Genomic DNA, 14868 nt, shown 5'->3' with positions numbered 1-14868 from the left:
GTGGCCCGGCGCGCGGCGGCGCCGGGGGAGAAGGGCTCAGGCCGCGGCCAGCCGCGCCAGCCGCTGCCTGGGATAGTCGCCGTAGGCCCAGTGCTGGACGCCCAGCACGGCGTCGGCCGGCGGCCGCTTGCAGACCAGCGCCATCCGGTACCAGTGGGCGGCGTATTCCCGCTGGCCGGTGCTGGAGTAGATGTCGGCCACCAGGCAGGGGCCTTCGGCGTAGCGCGGATCGGCGCGGATCGCCAGCAGCGCGTAGTCCATGGCCTGATCCCACTCCTCTTTGAGCAGATGGCAGACCGCCAGGTAGTAGGCGCTGTGGAAGCGGCCGATCGGGAAATTGCCCAGCGCCAGCGCCTGGCGGTAGCAGGCGATGGCTTCGTCGAAGCGCTGGCTTTCGCGGTACTCATTGGCCAGGTAGTGCAGCGTGCGGGCCTCGTCCGGCCTTTCTGCCAGCGCCAGCAGGCACAGGCGGATATTGCGTTCGCTGGCGCTTTCCTTGCCTTGCTTGTTTTCCAGGTTTTCGATGCGGATCCGCTTGTCGGGCAGCAGGCCGCCGCCCTGCACCAGGTATTCGTGGATGCGGCTGCGGTAGTGCGCGTCCGGCGTGCGCCGGAACAGCCGGGCCGACACCCAGTGCGCGCCGTTGGAGGATAGGCCGACGCCTATCATGCCTGGATGGGCGCTCCTGACATGCCGCTTGATCTGGGCGTGGCCTTGGCGCAGCACCTCGTCGGCGTCGATCTGCAACACCCAGTCGCCGCTGGCCATCGCCAGCGCCTGGTTGCGCGCGGCGGCGAAGTCGGCGATGCGCCCGTCCGGGCCGTTGCAGCCGGCGTAGCGCTGGACGCGCGCGCCGTAGCGCTCGGCGATGGCGACGGTGTCGTCGCGCGAGCCGGTGTCGACGACGCAGAGCTCGTCGTGGATGCCTTGCAAGCTGTCCAGGCAGCGCGCCAGCACCGCCTGCTCGTCCCTGACTATCATGCAGACGCTGAGGCGGGCCAGGCGGCGCGCCGGTTTCGCTGGCGGCCGCTCAGGCATGGACGGCTCCGCTGTCGGCGGCCGCGCCGCGGACCATGGCGATCCGCCCCTCCAGCCTGGCCAGGTCGCGCGGGTAGCTGCCGCTGAAATTGGCGTCGTCGTAGTTGGCCAGCGCCTGGCGGAACATCCGGTCGCGGCTTTCCCAGCGCGACGCCACCTGCGGGTAGTGGGCGATGCGGGCGTGGTCGTCGTGCGAGATGTGCACGGCCACGCCCTCGTTGACGCGCTCCAGGCCGCGGCCCAGGGTCAGGCGGGAGATCATGTCCTGATCCTCCCAGCCCCAGCCGTGCAGGTCGGAGTTGTAGCCGCCTATGGCCAGGAAGTCGTCGCGCCGCGCCAGCAGCAGGCCGGGAGCCTGGCGGGTGCCGGTTTCGCCGTCTTCCTCATTGTCGACGATGCGCAGGCGGCGGCCGTCGGCGGTGCGGATGTTCAGTTCGTAGCCGAAGGACACCACGTGGCGCGCCTGGCGCGAATTGACTTCCGACTCCTGCACGCCGGCCAGGGTGACGAAGCGGCCGGCGCCTTCCGCCAGGTGGGCGCACAGCCGCAGCAGCAGCGCCGGGTCGGGCAGGATGATGTCGCAGTCGCAGAAGAACAGCGCCGGATGGCGCGCCTGCGAGGCGCCGACGTTTTGCGCGGCGGCCTTGTTGAAGAATTCCTGCCCGTCGACGTTGATGATGTTCAGCTGCGGGAGGTAAGCGCCGCATAGCGCCGCCAGCTGCGCGGCGTCGCCGGAGTAGTTGACGATGTTGACGTCGCCGCCGACGCCATGGGCCGCTGCCAGCAGGCTGGGCAGGGCCTGGGCCAGTTCTTTGCGGTTGCGCCAGGAAATGATGATGGAAAGCATGCGGTTTCTCCGGAAGGCTTAATGGGGGCGGAGCGCGGCGAATTCGGCCACCTTGGCGGCCAGCGCCTCGGCGGACAGACCGTGGCGCGCGCGCAGCGCCTCGTCGGAGCCGGACTTGCCGGCGTAGTCCGCCGGCCAGCCGCAGGCGGCGATCGGCGCCTCCAGCTGCAGGCCGGCCAGCAGCGAGGCCAGGCCGCCCATCACGCAGTGGTCCTCGATCGCCACCAGCCGGCTGACGCCCGCCAGTTCGCGGGCGATGGCGTCGCGGTCGCCCAGGTAGGGGCAGTGCAGCAGGCCGACTTCCATGCCTTGCCGCTGCAGCCGTTCGGCGGCTTCCCGCGCCCAGTGGCTGCCTAGTCCGGTCGACACCAGGGTGAGCGGGCGCGGCGGCAGCAGCCAGCGCAGCGGCGCGGCCTCGCCCGGCAACTGTTCGTCGTAGCCGAAGGCGCGGCGCGGCATGCGGATGTAGTTGGCGGACGGACTTTGCAGGCAGGCGCGCACCGCCAGCTCGACGTCGGCGAAATCGGCCGGCGCCCAGACCTCGATATTCGGCAGCGACAGCATCAGCGCCAGATCGTTGATCGCGGCGTGGGTCTTGCCGTTGCGCGCGGCCAGGCCGCCGGCGTGCGAGCCCACCATGGTGACGGCTTGCCGGCATTGGCTGAGGCCGATCCGCACCTGGTCGTAGGCGCGGTAGCACAGGAAGGCGGCGAAGGAGAAGACGAAGGGCCGGAGCTTGCAGGACGCCATGCCGGCGGCCACCGACAGCATGTTCTGTTCGGCGATGCCGGTCATCAGGAAGCGCTGCGGATGGGCTTCGGCGAAGTGCATGGCGCCGTCGGAATCGGCCAGGTCGCCGTCCAGCACGAAGATGCGCTCGTCGTCCGCCGCGCGGCGCGCCAGGGTGTGGCCGAGATAGTCTGCCAGTTTCATGCTCATGCCAGGCTCCTCAGCATGATGTCGTGTTCTTCGTCGGATACCGTCTCGCAATGGAAGCGCCACGGCGCCGCCTCCACCAGCGGCACGCCCTTGCCCTTTTGCGTGCGCGCCAGGATCACGCTGGGCTGGCCCTTGTGGCGTTGCGCCTCTTGAACTGCCAGCTCCAGCGCCTGGTGGTCGTGGCCGTCGCATTCGATCACGTGCCAGCCGAACGCCCGCCATTTGGCCGCCATCTGCGGCACCGGCTCCGGGTGCGGCGCGTCGGGCGTCGGCGCCCAGCCCCACTCCTGGAAGCGGTTGCAGTCGACGATGGCGTGGATGTGGTCCAGGCCGCAGGCGGCGGCCAGCATGGCGGCTTCCCACACCTGGCCTTCCTGGCATTCGCCGTCGCCCAGCACCACCCAGGTGCGCTGCGCCGAGCCGCGCAGCGCCAGGGCCATGCCTATGCCCACCGACAGGCCCTGGCCGAGCGAGCCGCTGGAGAAGTCCACTCCCGGCACGCTCAGCATGTCGGGGTGGCCTTCGAGGATGGAGTCGAAGTCGGCGTAGTTGTCCAGCGGCTCGGAGAAGAAGCCCAGCCGCCGCAGCACCGCGTACAGCGCCACCGCGGAGTGGCCTTTCGACAGGATCAGGCGGTCGCGCTCCGGGTGGCCGGGCGCGGCCGGCGCCACCCGCAGGCAGCGGCGGTACAGCACCAGCAGCAGGTCGATGCAGCTGAGGCTGCCGCCGTAATGGCCGCCGCCGACGGCGTGCAGCGCGCGGATGATGTCCAGGCGCAGCGCCTTGGCCTCGGCGGCCAGCGTCAGGCCGTCCGGCGCGGCGGCGTGCAGGATGGGGGCCGAGGCCGGATGCCTGGCCGCCAGCGGTGCGGAGATGTCTATGGTCATGATTGGCGTGCTACCCATCGTTGGTGCCAGGCGGCCAGCGTCGCCAACACCCACATCTGCCCGAAGCAGGTGAAGTGCGCGGCCTTGGCCCGGGGTGTGTAGGATCGTATCTGCGCCTCGACTTCGGACAACCAGCCGCGCTGGACGAAGCCGCTGTCCCACAGCGGGGCGTCGCGCAGTTGCGCATAGATGGCGGCGGAGAAGTCCGGGTGTTGCATCCACTGCGCGATCGGGGCGTTGTAGCTGTACAGCGGGCGCTGCATGATGGCGTCGGGCACCCGCTTGGCGGCGATCTCTCGCAACACTTTCTTGTTGCGCCAGCGGTTGTCCTTGCGCCAGAAGCGCTCGGCGGCGCCCAGTCCGCAGGCCTGCTCCGCCACTTCCGGCGCGAGGAAGGGATAGGCGGTGTGGATGCCCTGGCTTCTGGCCGGAGGCTCGAAGCCGGCGAACAGCAGGTCGGGCACCCGGTGCTGGCACTCGTGGGCGACCATCAGCTCGAACAGGTGGGCGTCCGGCTTGTAGCGGCGGCACTGGCGGTAAAACTCGATCAGCTGCGGCGCATGGCTCCACGACTTGTACGGCTGCGGCAGCGCCGCCCGCAGCGCGGAATCGGGATGGAAGCGCGGAATGCCGGAAAACAGGCGCGAGCGCGCCGGCGTCGGCTGCCACATCAGGCCGTCGATGGAGTCGACGGCGTCGGCCGCCGGCCAGCTTTCATCGAAGAAGCGCAGCTTGGCGTACGACTGGAAGAACTTCCAGTAGCCGCCGAATACCTCGTCGGCGCCCAGTCCGGACAACAGGCTGCGGTGGCCGTCGGCGCCGATCCGCGCCAGCAGGTGGCGGTGGGTGATGCTGCTCCAGGCGCTGCAGGGCTCGGCGGCGGCGAACACGTCGGCCAGCGCGGCGGTGGCCTGCTCCGGGCCCAGCTCCACCGCATGATGGCGAATCCCGTAGGCGTCGGTGACGATGCGGGCGTACTGGCTTTCGTTGTGGGGGTAGGGCGCGGTGAACTCGATGGTGTAGGCGTCGAGGCGTTCGCCGCCGGCGCGCATGGCGGCGGTGGCGGCGATGTAGGAGGAGTCGACGCCGCCGGACAGCAGGATGGCCTGGCCGCCGTCGGCGAGCCGGGCATGGATGGCCTGGTCCAGCGTGCGCTCCAGCTGCTCGCGCTCGGCGGCGCCCACCACCTTGGGCGCGTCGAAGCCTATTGGGGTGTAGTAGCGGTGGCTGAGCAGCGGGCCGGCGCCGTTCCAACTCAAGTAGTGAGCGGCCGGCAGTTTGCTGACCCGGCGCGCCAGCGTGCGTCCCGGATAGGGCGCGCCGAACATCAGGTAATGCACCGCGGATTCGGCGTCGAGCTGGCAGTCGAAATCGGGATCGGCCAGCAGCGGCTCCAGTTCGGAACACAACAGGTAATGATGGGCGTCTTCGCGGATGAACAGGCTGCGCTGGCCCATCTGGTCGCGCGCCAGCAGCAGCTGGCCGCGCGCCTCGTCCCAGAACGCCAGCGCGAACTCGCCGGCGCAGCGCTCGAAGGCGCGCGCGCCGTCGCGCTGCAGCGCCTCCAGCGACAGCGCGGCGGCGCCGTAGGTGCGGCCGCGGCAGCACAGCGCCGACTGGCCGCCATGCGGGCCGGCGCTGGTTTGCGGCGCGTGCAGCGCCAGGCCGGCGGCTGACACGAACCAGTCGGCGCCGGCGGCCGGGAAGGTGGCGGGCAGCCGCTGCCGCCAGTGGCCGGCGAAGTCGGCGCGGGCGACGGCGGTTTTGGCGATCAGGCCGTAAATCGGTTCGGCGCTCAGCATGCCGGCCGCTCCAGGTGGCGTTGCAGCAATTGGAAGCGCGGCAGCGCCTCGTCCGGATGCATGGGGTCCGCCAGTTCCCGCAGCGGCGCCGGCAGCGCGGCGCGCAAGGCGTCGGTGAAGTGGGCGGTGCCGTCGGCGGCGATATCGGCCAGGCCGTCGCCGGCGGCCGCTTCGCGCATATAGGGCAGCATGTCGGCCGGCTGGATGCCGGCGGGCAGGTCGAGCGCGACGGCGCCCTGGCCCACCCGCACCGGCCAGCCGCCGGGCAAGCCGCGCGGACCGGGCGCGGCGGTGAGCAACTCCGGCGCGCCGGGCAGCAGCGCGTCGATCAACTGCAGCGCGTGGGCGGCCGATAGCGCGTTCAGGTCCTGGTCTTGCGGAATGGCCGGGCCGCGGTACAGTTCGCCGGCGTCCAGCCGCTCGTCGCCCAGGTACAACAGCGGCGGCGGCAGGCCGCGCGCCGCTTGCGGCTCGGCCCTCACCACCGCGCCGACATGGGCGTGATGGGCGAAGACGCGCAGCGGGCGGGAGGCGTCGGCCGCGCGCCGGCGCGCCAGCGCCAGCGCCAGGATCATGCCGGCGTTGCCTATGCCTATGGTCGGGGCGAGTCCCAGCCGCTCCAGGATCGGGTGGGTGGCGTCCGGGTAGGAACAGTTGACCACCGGGCAGGAGACGCCGCTGTCGCGTACGGCCTGCATCAGGTTGCGGATCACCGGGAGCTGGGCCGGCAGCTGCAGCGCGAAGCCGGCTTGGCGCAGCGCGACCGCTTGCGGGTCATCGCGCTGGAACAGCGCCCACGGCGACATCAGGCTGGCCGCCTGCACGATCAGGTCGGGACGTTCGCGCTCCAGCAGCGCGGCGAGGCTGTCGGCGTCCAGGCCGTCCAGCGGAATGAAGCGTTGCGGCGTCGTCGAGCAGGCGGAGGACAGGCGGGCGAAGGATTCGCCGCGGCCGCGGTCGCGGCTGGCGAGCAGCAGGGAGAGGTCGCGATTCAGCAAGGGCAGGGTCAGAGCCAATCGGCGTCCCAGATCGCCCAATCCCAGAATGAGTATCTTGTCTTGTTTCATTGGCAAGCCTGGTCATGGCCGCTTGTTCAGTCCGGGCCCGGGTGCTCGGGCGGATCGGACCGGCGGGCCGGTATTGCATGGCGCCTGGCCGGGCAGAACCGGAAAGCGAGCGGGGCTGCGCTTTCCGGTGGTTCAGGGGCGGTGAGGCCCGTGAATGCTTACTTGGTGCTTTCCGAAACCAGCTTCAGGTATTGAGCCTGGATTTCGCCGGATTTGGTGTTTTCCGCGCGCAGTTTCAGGTACTTGGCGGAGATTTCGCCGGCGCCGCCGCTGACTTCGCTGATTTCGGTGGCATCCAGTGTTTTCAGGTCTTGCTGGTTCATGGTAAGTCCTCCTTGAATGTCTTCCGGTATTGGAAGATCATAAGTTTTGCAATCGTCATGTTTGTTTGTCAACATATTGGACTATTCGCATAGAAAAATCTGCCAGCCACGTGCCAAATCCACCCACTCCTGAATCCGCGGCCAGCGGCAGCCGCTTGTTCCGCAAGGAAGCGCTGCGCCAGCTGGATACCCACCGCTATGGCAGCATCGTGCTGAAAAGGCCGATCAGCCTGGCTTGGCTGACCGGCTTGTTCAGCCTGATCGCGCTGGCCATCGTGCTGTTCTTCTGCCTGTTCAGCTATACCCGCAAGGCGCAGGTTGCCGGCGTGCTGCTGCCGACCCAGGGCTTGATCCGCCTGCTGCCGTCGCAGTCCGGCACGGTGGCGGAGGTGCGGGTCAAGGAGGGGCAGCGGGTGCAGGCCGGCGAGGTGCTGTTCGTGCTGGCCAACGCGCGCGCCAGCGCCACCAAGGGCGACGCCGAGGGCGCGATCACCCGGTTGCTGGAGTCGCGGCGCGACAGCCTGGCCGGAGATCAGGGCATGCTGCGGCTGCAGGCGCGGCAAAAGCAGGCGGCCTTGCAGCGCCGGGTGGAGGATCTGGACAAGGAAGTGCAGCGCATCGACGAGCAGATCGCGCTGCAGCGGCGGCGGGTGGCGTTGGCGGAGGAAACCGTGGCGCGCAACCGCAAGCTGCAGGAGGCCAATTTCATCTCCGCGGCGGGGCTGCAGGACAAGCAGGCCGAACTGATAGACCAGCAGGCCCGGCTGGCCGACCTGCAACGCTCGCGCGCGGCCACGCTGCGCGACCAGGACGGCAGCCGCGCCGACCTGCGCGACATCCAGACCCAGGCGCAGCGCGACGAGGCGGCGGCCCAGCGCAGCGTCGACAGCATCGAGCAGGACCTGACCGAGAACGAGGCGCGGCGCAAGCTGCTGGTGCGGGCGCCGCAGGCCGGCATGGTCAGCGGCCTGACCGCGCAGCCGGGCCAGACGGTGGCGGCCAACCAGCCGCTGGCCAATCTGTCGCCGGCGGGGTCGCCGCTGGAGGCCGAGCTGTACGCGCCGTCGCGCGCGGCGGGCTTCGTCAGGCCGGGCATGCCGGTGCTGATCCGCTATCAGGCCTATCCGTATCAGAAGTTCGGCCAGTTCAAGGGCACGGTGCGCGAGGTATCGCGCAGCGCCTTGCGGCCGGAGGAGCTGTACTTCACCAGCCCGGGGGCCAGCCCCGACAGCGAGGCGCTGTATCGGGTGAAGGTGACGCTGGAGCGGCAAAGCGTCACCACTTACGGCCAGTCGCAGCCGTTGAAGGCGGGCATGGCGCTGGACGCCAGCGTGCTGCTGGAAAAGCGCAAATTGTACGAGTGGGTGCTGGAGCCGCTCTACAGCATCAGCGGGAAGGTGTGAGATGAGCCATCAGCAACCCGTGCTGCAATTCTGGGGCCGCAAGCGCCTGCCGCTGCTGCTGCAAACCGAAGCCGCCGAGTGCGGCCTGGCCAGCCTGGCGATGGTGGCCGGCTACTGGGGCCTGCGGATAGACCTGGCCAATATGCGGCGGCGTTTTTCGGTATCGCTGAAAGGCACCACGCTGAAAAGCCTGATCGCGATGGCGCAGGGCCTGGGCCTGCAGCCCCGGCCGCTGAAGCTGGACATGCAGCATCTGCCGCAGCTGCAGCTGCCTTGCGTGCTGCATTGGGACATGAACCACTTCGTGGTGCTGAAGGCGGTGGCCGGCAAGCACATCGTGATCCACGACCCGGCGGTGGGCGAGCGCAAGCTGCCGCTGGCCGAGGCGTCCAAGCATTTCACCGGTGTGGCGCTGGAGCTGACGCCGGGCAACACGTTCCGCAAGGCCGAGGCCAGGCAGCAGTTCAGCCTGCTGTCGCTGATGGGCCGGGTGGACGGCTTGGGACGCGGCATCGGCCAGTTGCTGCTGCTGGGCATCGCCTTGCAGGTGTGCGCGCTGGCGGCGCCGTTCTATCTGCAGTGGGTGGTGGACGAGGCGCTGGTGGCGGCCGACCGCAATCTGGTGACGGTGCTGGGCATCGGCTTCCTGCTGTTGGTGCTGCTGCAGACCGCCATCGGCGCGGTGCGCTCGTGGGCCGCCACGGTGCTGGCCACCAGCCTCAATTTCCAGTGGCTGGGCCATGCCTTCGCCCATCTGCTGCGCTTGCCGCTGCCCTGGTTCGAAAAGCGCCACCTGGGCGACATCGTCTCGCGTTTCGGCTCGATCCAAACCATCCAGCGCAGCCTGACCACCCAGTTCGTCGAAGGCGTGATAGACGGCCTGCTGGTGTTGGCCACCTTGGGCGTGATGCTGCTGTACAGCCCGTCGCTGGCGGCGGTGAGCCTGGTGGCGGTGGCGTTGTACGCCTTGCTGCGCTGGAGCATCTTCCGCGCGCTGCGCGAGGCCACCGCCGAACAGATCGTCCACGCCTCGCGGCAGAGCACGCATTTCATGGAGTCGGCGCGCGGGGTGCAGAGCGTGCGGCTGTTCGGCCGCCAGGAGGAGCGGCGCATCGGCTGGATGAACGCGCTGGCCGAGCAGTTCAACGCCGATCTGCGCATTTCCCGGCTATCCATCACCTTTCAAACCGCCAATACCCTGCTGTTCAGCGCCGAACGGGTGGTGGTGGTGTGGCTGGCGGCGCTGGCGGTGATGGACAACCGCTTTTCGGTCGGCATGCTGTTCGCCTTCCTCAGCTACAAGGATCAGTTCAGCCAGCGCATCGCCGCGCTGATCGACAAGCTGTTCGAATTGCGGATGCTGCGGCTGCACGGCGAGCGGGTGGCCGACATCGTGCTGACCGAGCCGGAGCCGGAGTTGAACGATGTGGAGCTGGACCCGGCCCATGTGCAGCCGACGCTGGAAGTGCGCAACGTCGCCTTCCGCTACGCCGACAGCGAGCCGTATGTATTGAAGGACCTGAACCTGACCGTGCCGGCTGGGCAGTGCCTGGCCATCACCGGCGCTTCCGGCTGCGGCAAGACCACGCTGCTGAAGCTGATGCTGGGCCTGATGGAGCCCACCGAGGGGGAAATCCTGGTGGGCGGCATCCAGCTGAAGCAGCTGGGCCTGTCCAATTACCGCAAGCTGCTGGGGACGGTGATGCAGGACGATCAGCTGTTCGCCGGCTCCATCGCCGACAATATCTGCTTTTTCGACCCGCAGCCCGACCAGGAGCGCATCCGCCATTGCGCCGGGCTGGCCGCCATCCACGACGAGATCATGGCGATGCCGATGACCTACAACACGCTGGTGGGCGACATCGGCTCCGGCCTGTCCGGCGGCCAGAAGCAGCGCATCCTGCTGGCGCGCTCGCTATACAAGCAGCCGCGCCTGCTGGTGCTGGACGAGGCCACCAGCCATCTGGACGTGTGGAACGAGAAACTGGTCAACGCCGCCATCCGCAATATATCCATGACGCGCCTGCTGGTGGCGCACCGGCCGGAAACCATCGCCATGGCCGAACGGGTGGTGGTGCTGGAGCAGGGGCGGATCGTGCAGGATACGACGGTGGCCGCCGCGCCGGCCTGCGCATCGGCAGGCACTGCGATCTGAGCCGCGGCGCGGCCGTTACGGCTTCGCGGCCGGCGCGCGCGGCATCAGCCGCATCGCCGCCACTTCCTCCTGCAGCCATTCGACGAACTGCCGCATCTTGGGCTGGTCGTCGCGGCAGAACACGCTGTAGCCATAGCCGGACGGCAGGGCGATATGGGGCAGCATGATCAGCCGGCCTTCGACGATATCTTCGTAGGCGAGGCAGTAGGGCAGCAGGCCGACGCCCAGGCCCGCCACCGCCGACTGCACCAGCAGGCCTGAATGGCTGTACTGATGGGAAAGATCGTAGCGGTGCCGGTCTAGGCCATGGACATTCAGCAAGGTGTGCCAATGTTCGGGCGAATCTTCATACAGCAGCGGGTAGCGGAGTAGCTGCTGCAGGGTGACCGGCCCGGTTTCCGTTACCAGATTCGGGCTGTAGGCCACGATCAGGTCTTCGCTGACCAGCAGCGAGTTCATTGCGTCCCTTTGCAGCTTGTGATGACGGATGGCGATGTCGCACACGCCCTCTTGCAGCGTGCGCAGGGCATCGCTGGAGTCGATGCGCAGATCGAAGCCGGGAAAGCGTTCGGTATAGCGCTGCAGGCGCGGAATCAGCCATTTGATGGCGAACGAATGGGTAGCGGTGACATGCAGCGTCTGGGCGCCCTCGGGGACTCTCAGCATTGAGATTTTGGCGCGGAGGTCGTGCAGCATGCGCGTGATCAGCTGGGATAGCTCCTGCCCTTGCGGCGTCAGGCAAATGTGGCGGGGATGGCGCTCGAACAGCGAAATGCCCAGCGTCTGCTCCAGTTGCTTGACTTGTTGGCTGATGGCGGCGGGCGTCTTGTTCAGCTCGGCCGCGGCCAGCCGGAAGCTCCGGTGCCTGGCGGCGCACTCAAAATCTATGATGCCGGATAGCGTGCGAAGATGCGGATCCATGCTGACTGTCACCAATGAGGCTTATTTATTAAGGCTTGGCCGCAGTTCGACGGGCCGGCGCGCTGATTGCCGGGCGCCAGCGCGCCGCAGCAGTATCTCTGTCAGGACGCGAATGGTCACGCGACAGACCATTATATGACCATTGAGTGACGATGCATACGTTTGGCATACACTATTTTCTCGGCCGCCGCCTGGCACCGTGCATTAGCAAAACTCTCGCCATGGGCAAGAATTTATCGCGCGACAGCGCGGACGGGCCCTGCGTATATTGGGCCGGCCGTCACGCGGGGCGCGGATGGCTCGCGCGCGGGATGCGCCGATCTTTGCCATGTCAAGCCAGGAAGGTATGTATGCAAACTGCGGATGTGTTTCATCTGATCGTGGCCATTTCGGCCCGCACGCCGGCCGATATCGAGCCTATCGCCGATGCGCTGGCGCGCATGCGCCCCACATGTCTGGCGGAGCCCGGTTGCCTGGCGTGGGAGGCCTACCACTCCGCCGATGCCGCGGAGAAGTTCTATCTGGTGGAAACCTGGGCGTCGCGCGCCGCCTGGGAGGCGCATGGAGAACTTTCGGCGATCCAGGACATTTACGTGCCGGAGATCATGCCGCGGATCAACCGCGAAGTGCATCCCTGCTCCCGGATCGGTTGAAGCGTTCCGGCGCCCGCCATCTGGTTTGAGGAGGCGTCGCCCTTTTTCAGCATTAGAAAAACTTGTGCAATGCCGGGCAAATAGTCGTTCGACACGATGCGAGGCCCCGCCTACGCTTGGCGGATCGATGCCCGCGCCGATCGGCGCGCGGCGGATGGCTCGTTTTTCAATCATCCTGAAGGTGAGGCTTGGACATGTCTGCACAAAAGGTCGCCCTGATTACTGCCGCGGGGAAGGGGATCGGCGCCGCCATCGCGCGTGATCTGGCGTCGAATGGTTACCGGGTGGCGCTGATGTCGCGCTCGAACGCGGCCATTGAATTGGCGCGCGAACTCGGCGGCGTCGGCGTTTCGGGCTCGGTCACCGAGTTCGCCGATATGCAGCGGCTGGTTCAGGCCGCGTTGGACGCTTATGGCCGCATCGACGCGGTGGTCAACAATACCGGCCATCCGCCCAAGGGCGACCTGCTGTCCATCCCGGATGAGGAATGGCATCGCGGCTTGGATCTGCTGCTGCTCAATGTGTCGAAACTGATGCGCCTGGTCACGCCGATCATGCGCGAACAGGGCGGCGGCGCGGTGGTGAACGTGTCGAGCTTCGCCGTCGAGGCGCCTGAGCTCGGCATGCCGGTGTCCGCGGTGATCCGGGCTGGGCTGAGCGTCTGGACCCGGTTGTACGCCGAGCGCCACGCGGCGGAGAACATTCGTATGAATACCGTCTTGTCCGGCTTTGTCGACAGCGCGCCTTTCGATGAAAAACGCGCCGCTTCCATCCCGATGGGCCGCTATGGCGATACCGCCGAATTGGCCGCCGCGGTGCGATTCCTGCTGTCGGCGGAATCTTCTTATATCACCGGCCAGAACATCCGCGTCGATGGCGGCTTGGTTCGGGCGGTTTAAGCCGCCGGCGGGCTGCGGCAAACGCCTCACTACATCGGGAGACATTCATGACGAAACAAGTTCTGGTGATCGGCGGAACCCGCTATTTCGGCAAGCGGCTGGTCGCGAAACTGCTGGCGGCCGGGCATCGGGTCACCATCGCCTCGCGCGGCAACGCCGCCGATGATTTCGGCGACCGGGTCGAGCGCATCCGGGTAAACCGTTCGGATCGGGCCGCCATGACGCAGGCGTTCGCCGATGCGCGCTACGACTTGGTCTACGACCAGGTTTGTTACAACCCGGTCGATGCCAAGCTGGCTTGCGATGTGTTTGCCGGCAAGGTGGGGCGCTATGTGATGGCCTCCACCATCGAGGTCTACTATCCGCTGCGGCGCGCCGTGCAGCGGCCGTTCCGCGAGCTCGATTTCGAGATGCGGGGCGAGCTGCTAGAGATGGGAACATCCTGGCACGAGATGGCGACGCCGGATCAAAACTATGTGGCCGGGAAAAGGCAGGCCGAGGCCTGCTTCCATCAGGACGGCCGCTTGCCGCTGGTGGCGGTGCGCATCGGGCATGTGCTGGCCGATGGCGAGGAGGAATTTCTGGGGCGTGTCGCCAGTTACGTCGAGCGCGCGCGCCGGGGCGAACGCCTGCGGTATGCGGTGGCGTCGGGGCGCAGCTCGTTCATCCACGCCGAAAGCATCGCGGATTTCCTGTTGTGGACAGGCGAGCAGGCATTCCTGGGGCCGATCAACGCGGCTGACGATGGCGGCCTGACGGCGCTGGAGATTCATCAACGCGCCGCCGCCGCCTTGGGCGTGCCGGCGCATGCCGAAGCCGACCTGGACGAGGAGGCTGCGACCAGGCTGAGCGTCTTCGACTTTCCTTTCGAGTATGAGATGGATACCGGCAGAGCGCGCGAGCTGGGCTACCGGTTTGCGGATGTGGAGCAATGGATCGGCGGCGTGTTCGCCGGGCATGCTCAAGCCTGATTAGCGGCGGTCGCACGCGGCGGCGCTTTCGCGCCGCCGTTTCTTTTTCTTCGTTTCCCTCGTGTTCTTTCCCGGCTTTCCTTCGGGCGGCTGGCTTCCGCGCGCCGCCGTCGCGTCCGCCATTTCGCGGCGAGGCGCCTGCAATCCCAAATGGGATTTATTTTGAAAAAATAAACATGACGTTAGTGTGGCCATTTTGATGGCAAGCTCGCTTGAAAATAAGACTAATAAAGACAATTCAATTCAGTATCGAATGAAATTCTATTTCAATTCCCTGTTTTAGATGAGTTTTGTCGAGAGAAGATCGGGCAAGAATAACTTGAGCTTAGCCATTGGCATACCTTTTATTTTCCTAAATGAAAATGTATGGAGATGCAATTAATTATGACGTATGATTCTTTTTGAGATTTGCTGGATGAGTAGGAAATAAATTCTAATTTCATGAAACCATATGAAAATTTCTGGAATATAGATTTTTTTATCCAAGAATTTTCATAAATGCCTTTATTTTGGTTTTTTAAATTAGTTGATCCTAATTTATCTTCCATTGCCAGGGTTGGCATCGGGGCGAACTGGTTCGCATGGCGCTGATGCGGATTCGCATATTGGGCGCGCAGGCCGGACGGCAGATCTTGTTTCTCTATATTGGCTGGTTTTGGTCGGGGCCGTCAGGCATGCCTGAACAGCGTCCGAATCTTGGCGGACTGAGATCAAGGGCCGTTCGGGATTGGCGATGGCCGCGACCGATGTGAAGCCGTTTTTCAATATCTCGCATCGAATGGAAGATCAAATGAGTAATGAATGTCTGGTTTGCTCCGAAGCCGTCAACATCAGCGCGGATGTGCTGGTAGGCGAAATCATCGCATGCGGCGCATGCGGCCAAGAACACGAACTGCTGATGGTTGATGGCCAGCCCAAGCTGGCCCTGGCGCCGGAAGTGGAAGAGGACTGGGGCGAGTAAGC

14 protein-coding genes are annotated in these 14868 nt (G+C 66.5%); 6 read left to right on the top strand and 8 right to left on the bottom strand.

Going from position 1 to position 14868, the window contains the following annotated elements:
- Positions 1–36: 36 nt before the first annotated feature.
- From U6115_RS00315 to U6115_RS00285, 7 genes are all read right to left on the bottom strand, one after another.
- Positions 37–1038, bottom strand: coding sequence for a glycosyltransferase (locus tag U6115_RS00315; protein WP_043572698.1), 1002 nt, complete (start codon positions 1036–1038; stop codon positions 37–39).
- Positions 1031–1885, bottom strand: coding sequence for a glycosyltransferase family 2 protein (locus U6115_RS00310; protein WP_080770156.1), 855 nt, complete (start codon positions 1883–1885; stop codon positions 1031–1033). The genes U6115_RS00315 and U6115_RS00310 overlap by 8 nt, the downstream gene beginning before the upstream one ends.
- 18 nt (positions 1886–1903) lie before the next feature.
- Positions 1904–2824 carry a transketolase family protein gene (locus tag U6115_RS00305; protein WP_197466041.1) on the bottom strand — a complete coding sequence of 307 codons (921 nt, stop codon included), beginning with the start codon at positions 2822–2824 and terminating at the stop codon, positions 1904–1906.
- Complete coding sequence (locus U6115_RS00300) at positions 2821–3711, bottom strand: transketolase (RefSeq protein ID WP_080509519.1); 891 nt, start codon at positions 3709–3711, stop codon at positions 2821–2823. Before U6115_RS00300 ends, U6115_RS00305 begins: the two co-directional genes overlap by 4 nt.
- Positions 3708–5513 carry an asparagine synthetase B family protein gene (locus tag U6115_RS00295; RefSeq protein WP_043572695.1) on the bottom strand — a complete coding sequence of 602 codons (1806 nt, stop codon included), beginning with the start codon at positions 5511–5513 and terminating at the stop codon, positions 3708–3710. The genes U6115_RS00300 and U6115_RS00295 overlap by 4 nt, the downstream gene beginning before the upstream one ends.
- The gene (locus tag U6115_RS00290; protein WP_146008405.1) at positions 5507–6580 is read right to left on the bottom strand and encodes a hypothetical protein; all 1074 of its coding nucleotides are present in this window, start codon (positions 6578–6580) and stop codon (positions 5507–5509) included. Before U6115_RS00290 ends, U6115_RS00295 begins: the two co-directional genes overlap by 7 nt.
- 158 nt (positions 6581–6738) lie before the next feature.
- A complete protein-coding gene (locus U6115_RS00285; RefSeq protein WP_155294731.1) occupies positions 6739–6903 on the bottom strand; it encodes a hypothetical protein in 165 nt (54 codons plus the stop codon).
- A gap of 110 nt (positions 6904–7013) precedes the next feature.
- Here U6115_RS00285 and U6115_RS00280 point away from each other — a divergent pair, with 110 nt between their 5' ends.
- Both U6115_RS00280 and U6115_RS00275 read left to right on the top strand, forming a co-directional pair.
- Positions 7014–8306, top strand: coding sequence for an HlyD family secretion protein (locus U6115_RS00280; RefSeq protein WP_230623330.1), 1293 nt, complete (start codon positions 7014–7016; stop codon positions 8304–8306).
- A 1-nt stretch (position 8307) separates the two neighbouring features.
- Entirely contained in the window at positions 8308–10461 is a 2154-nt protein-coding gene (locus tag U6115_RS00275; RefSeq protein WP_043572691.1) for a peptidase domain-containing ABC transporter, read from the top strand.
- Positions 10462–10476: 15 nt separating this feature from the next.
- Here the strand turns inward: U6115_RS00275 and U6115_RS00270 are convergent, their stop codons facing one another.
- Positions 10477–11382: a LysR substrate-binding domain-containing protein gene (locus U6115_RS00270; protein WP_043572689.1), complete on the bottom strand. Its 906-nt coding sequence runs from the start codon at positions 11380–11382 to the stop codon at positions 10477–10479.
- A gap of 350 nt (positions 11383–11732) precedes the next feature.
- Between U6115_RS00270 and U6115_RS00265 the strand changes: the two genes are divergently transcribed.
- From U6115_RS00265 to U6115_RS00250, 4 genes are all read left to right on the top strand, one after another.
- Positions 11733–12035 (top strand): putative quinol monooxygenase, encoded by a 303-nt coding sequence (locus U6115_RS00265; protein ID WP_230623329.1) that lies wholly within the window; start codon positions 11733–11735, stop codon positions 12033–12035.
- Positions 12036–12229: 194 nt separating this feature from the next.
- Positions 12230–12934 (top strand): SDR family oxidoreductase, encoded by a 705-nt coding sequence (locus tag U6115_RS00260; RefSeq protein WP_043572686.1) that lies wholly within the window; start codon positions 12230–12232, stop codon positions 12932–12934.
- A 47-nt stretch (positions 12935–12981) separates the two neighbouring features.
- Positions 12982–13905: an NAD-dependent epimerase/dehydratase family protein gene (locus U6115_RS00255; RefSeq protein WP_043572684.1), complete on the top strand. Its 924-nt coding sequence runs from the start codon at positions 12982–12984 to the stop codon at positions 13903–13905.
- A 733-nt stretch (positions 13906–14638) separates the two neighbouring features.
- Positions 14639–14866: an alpha-aminoadipate/glutamate carrier protein LysW gene (locus tag U6115_RS00250; protein ID WP_216595284.1), complete on the top strand. Its 228-nt coding sequence runs from the start codon at positions 14639–14641 to the stop codon at positions 14864–14866.
- Positions 14867–14868 lie beyond the last annotated feature (2 nt).

Origin of the sequence: Chromobacterium subtsugae (assembly GCF_035919665.1) — a bacterium.
GTDB classification, from domain to species: domain Bacteria; phylum Pseudomonadota; class Gammaproteobacteria; order Burkholderiales; family Chromobacteriaceae; genus Chromobacterium; species Chromobacterium subtsugae.
The sequence above is the reverse complement of the archived record's forward strand: the minus strand, read 5'-3'. Positions and strand labels throughout refer to the sequence as shown.